The organism is Chromohalobacter sp. 48-RD10 (assembly GCF_029889785.1).
Taxonomy (GTDB): domain Bacteria; phylum Pseudomonadota; class Gammaproteobacteria; order Pseudomonadales; family Halomonadaceae; genus Chromohalobacter.
Genome location: NZ_JARANX010000062.1, coordinates 1 through 3,905 on the forward strand (window position 1 = coordinate 1; position 3,905 = coordinate 3,905).

Annotated in this window: 4 protein-coding genes; 2 read left to right on the forward strand and 2 right to left on the reverse strand. The window is 68.0% G+C overall.

Features of this window, described 5'->3' with window-relative positions; all coding sequences use genetic code 11:
- The coding region (locus OP496_RS16775; protein ID WP_280564944.1) for a MobA/MobL family protein at positions 1 to 1,209 on the reverse strand (1,209 nt) is incomplete at its 3' end.
- A 236-nt stretch (positions 1,210 to 1,445) separates the two neighbouring features.
- Here OP496_RS16775 and OP496_RS16780 point away from each other — a divergent pair.
- Together OP496_RS16780 and OP496_RS16785 are read left to right on the forward strand one after the other, a co-directional pair.
- On the forward strand, positions 1,446 to 1,787 hold the full coding sequence (locus OP496_RS16780) for a hypothetical protein (protein WP_280564946.1): 342 nt from the start codon (positions 1,446 to 1,448) through the stop codon (positions 1,785 to 1,787).
- Between the two features lie 553 nt (positions 1,788 to 2,340).
- Complete coding sequence (locus OP496_RS16785; protein ID WP_280564948.1) at positions 2,341 to 3,237, forward strand: replication initiation protein; 897 nt, start codon at positions 2,341 to 2,343, stop codon at positions 3,235 to 3,237.
- Here OP496_RS16785 and OP496_RS16790 read toward each other — a convergent pair.
- The coding region (locus OP496_RS16790) for a hypothetical protein (RefSeq protein ID WP_280564950.1) at positions 3,234 to 3,905 on the reverse strand (672 nt) is incomplete at its 5' end. The genes OP496_RS16785 and OP496_RS16790 overlap by 4 nt on opposite strands.

Here is a 3,905-nt window from a genome sequence, read left to right on the forward strand (position 1 = left end):
GCCCTGGTCGGCGATCTGCCGGTCGAGCCGCTGCACGGCGGGCGACGGGCCGCGTGAGGGCTCAGGCGGCTCAGAGGGACGCTGTGGGCGCTCTGACTGAGGAACGCCCACCCGCTCCAGCCGCCGAGCTTTCATCCGCTCAGCGGCCCGCTGGAACGCCTCCGCCCGGGTCATTTTCGGTTCCGGCTCGGGCTCCTGGGGCTGGGGCTCAGGATCGGGCAGCTCGGCAGCTTTGAGCCGCTGGTGCTCCCGCCAGCTCTGCTCGAGCTGGTGCATCATGCGTGACTCGTCGACGATCCGGCCCGTTGCGCTACACACCCCCGGCTCGCTCGTCCACTCGTCCCACTCGCGCTGCTCCTCGGCCTCGCGCTCGGCAGCACGCTGCGCGGCTCGCTCTTGGAGCTGATGGAGCTCGGCGTTCGCGGCACGGATCTCGAGATTCAGCGATGCGCGCTCGCTCTGCTCCGGTTCGCCGTCGCGCTGCATCCGGGCGGCATAGCCGCCGAGATGCACCGTCGGCACCTGGTCGCTGCCGCGATCTGCGTAGCTGCGGTGATCGACGCGAACCTCGGCGCGAGCCCGCGCCAGGGCGGCGTTCTGCATGTCTGCCCACCGACCGCGCTCGCGGTCGGCCATGTTCTCGATCTTGTGCCGCTGGCAGTGAATTGGATCGAGCTCGACGCACTTCTTGCCGAGGGTGCCGTCCGGCTCGACGTGGCACGCCGTCATCAGCAGGTGCGCGTGCCAGTTGCCGTTGTGCCGCTGCCCGGTGTCCGGATCGGTCATATGGAACTGGTCGGGGTTGCGCTCCAGGTCGCGGTCGCTGACCGGGCGCGGAGCGTGGAACGCGACATCGATGGCGACGCCGTAGCGATCGGACAGCTCCTGGGCGAACTCGAGCGCGAGCTCGCGGCGCTGCTCGTCATTGAGTTCGGTCGGCAGCGAGATCTCGGTCTCGCGAGCGACCGTAGCGTCTCGGCGCTTGTGGTGCTGCTCGACGCGATTCCAAAACGCGGCCCGGTCGTCCCCAGCGGCACCACCGGGGAGGCACAGCTCGGCACCGATCACGTCGCGCTTTCGCGTGTAGTCGTGCTCGACGCCGGTGCGCTCATCGACGATGCGCTCACCAGCACGATACGCCGCAGCGCCGGTCGCGCTGCGACCTTCGCTGCGGCGGAACGCTTTTGCGTGCAGGTGATACATCGCCATGCCGGCGGGCTCCGGGGTAGGGGTGGGGTTAGGTTTTGGGGTCCAGGGGCGGAGCCCCGGCGCACGTATCGACTTGTCGATACTCTAGGTGCGCCCTTCGGGTTTTAGTCCGCCCCACAACCTGACGAAAACTGGTTTACAGTGTAGAGCAGGGCGGACTGGTCGGCCAGAGGCCGACTGCCGCGAACGCGGCGGGCGAGCGTGCTCGCCCTGGGTTTAGCAGCAGCGAGGAGACGATGGCGAAGCACAGAACGACCGAGCAGCAGCTCGCCGACGCAGAGGCAAAGTTGGCTCGGCTCCGCGAGCTGAAGCGCAAAGAGGACACGCGGCGCCGGATCTTGATCGGCTCGATGATCCTCGGGCGCGCCGAAGGCGACGACGCGACGATGGAGCGCCTGCTCAAAGAGCTCGACGGCTGGCTCGGCGATGGCCACCGCGACCGGAAGCTGTTCGGCCTGGGGCCGATCAGCGGCCTCTACGGCGCCACGCTGCGTCCAGCAGCACAGCAGCCTGGCTGGGCGCTCAACATGGCGCTGAAGCCCGTGCGTGACCGCTACGGCAATCCGGTAGGAGCCTGACGCGCTGCGCTTGTCGGACCCACCGCTGGCCGGATCGGAGATCCGCCGTCGCGGCGGGTCTGGGGTTATGGCCGAAGGCCATGCCGAACGGGGTTTGGGTGGGCGTCAGCCCACCGTCCTGCCGAACAGGGTTTGGCTGCGGTTCTGCACGGCCTCTCGCGGCGTAGCCGCCCACTACCAGGGGCGCAGGCGCGCAGCGCCTCGAAGCCCCGCCAGCCGCGCCTCCGGCGCGCCGTCATCAGGCGGCCTCCGGCCGGGCGGAGCGAAGCGGAGGGTAGGCGAGCGCGTAGCGCTCTCGCGCGCGTACACGCGCACGCGCACGCGCGTGTTTCTGTATTTTTTACATGTTTCACATGTTTCCGGGGGTATAACTCGTTGATTTTTAATGGGTAACTCGCCCTAAAGGGGAGGGATTGATACCTAAAGGGGAGGGATTGATACCTAAAGGGGAGGGATTGATACCGGAAAGGGGGAGGGATTGATACTTATGGGAGGTTGAAAAAATACGCCTCCCATTTGTGGTAAAGTGGTGGCAGCCAACCAGGGAGCCGCCATGAACAAGAGCAAGGATCTCCGCGTCTACAAGGCCAACGCCGTCGTCGAGGCCAGCTACGACCTGAGCGTCGCCGAACACCGCCTGCTGCTGGCGTGCTTCGCGCAGATCGGCCAAGAGGCCACTGACGAGCGCCTGTATCGCGTCTACGCGCGCGACATCGCCGAGCTGACCGACATTCCCACACCCGACGCCTACCGCGATGCAGCGGTCGCCACCGAGCGGCTCTACGAGCGCTCGGTGGAGGTGTTCGAGGGACCGAACGGCACCGCGCCGCCAAAGAAGCGCAAGTTCCGCTGGATACAGGAAGCGGTCTACGCCGAGGGCGAGGGCTATGTCGATGTGCGCCTGAGCACGTCGATCCTGCCCTACGTGAACAACCTGCTCGAGCAGTACACCGTCTACCACATGCAGGACGTGGCGCGGATGACCAGCCGCTACGCGATCCGCGTCTACGAGCTCCTGGTGCAATGGCGGCGACGCGGCAGCCGCGAGGTGGAAGTCGAGTGGCTGCGGCGCACGCTCGGAGTCGGCGACAAGTACCCCAATTTCAAGGACTTCAGGCGGTGGGTGCTAGAACAGGCCGTTTCGCAGATCAACGAGCGCAGCCCCCTGCATGTCGACTGGAAGCCACGCAAGACCGGCCGAAAGGTCACGCACATCGAGTTCACCTTCACGGACGAACGCGAAGTGAAGCGCCTGGAGGAGAAGAAGCGCCGCGAGGAAGAGGCGCAACGCCGGCAGAAAGAAGCCAAGAAGGCCCGGCAGGGGGCGGCTAAGACTGGCTCAGGGGCGCTCTACGGGATTCCTCGGGCCACTATCGAAGCGCAGGCGCAGCCCGGCGAGAGCTACGAGGACGCTGCTCTGCGGCTGCTCGAGGAGTCCCGGCAGGGCTAGCCCAGCTCGGGGCCGTCGTTGCCGCGGCTCGGCCAGCCCTGGTCGCGTTCGCGGCTCCAGGCGTCCTTCTGAGGCGCCTGTGAGCGTTCCTGAGCAGCCTCCCGGCTCCAAGCGTCCATGCCGTCGCCCTGCTCCTGGGCGGGCGCCTGGGGCTGCTCCCGCTCGATCTGCGCGGTGCGCTGCCGCTGGAGCCGCTGGTACTCGGCTTCCAGCTTCTCGACCTCCCGGCCCGCTGGGGCCGCCTGCTGCCTCAGCTGGCCGTACTCGCGTGATAGGGCGCCATGGTGGGCCTGCGCCGCCTGTGCGGCCTCCTGAGCCTGCTGGTGGCGATCCTGGGCGGCATCGAGCCGGCCCTCGGCCTCCCGGCGCTGTCGGCCTTTAAACCAGCCCCGGATACCGTCTAGCTCCCCCTGCGCGGCGCTCACGCCCTGGGAGGCTGCCTGGGCGGCCTGGGCTGTGCTGTCACGATCCTGGGCGGCTGTCCGCATCTCTAGCTGCACATCGAGCAGCCGCTCGCCAATCTCCGCGCCGCGCTCGCGGGCAGCGGCCAGTTCTCGGCCCTGGTCGGCGATCTGCCGGTCGAGCCGCTGCACGGCGGGCGACGGGCCGCGTGAGGGCTCAGGCGGCTCAGAGGGACGCTGTGGGCGCTCTGACTGAGGAACGCCCAC

Excerpts from the sequence above, each read along its gene's own strand:
- OP496_RS16785 (WP_280564948.1), top strand. The coding sequence starts at position 2,341 with ATGAACAAGAGCAAGGATCTCCGCGTCTACAAGGCCAACGCCGTCGTC.
- OP496_RS16780 (WP_280564946.1), top strand. The coding sequence starts at position 1,446 with ATGGCGAAGCACAGAACGACCGAGCAGCAGCTCGCCGACGCAGAGGCA.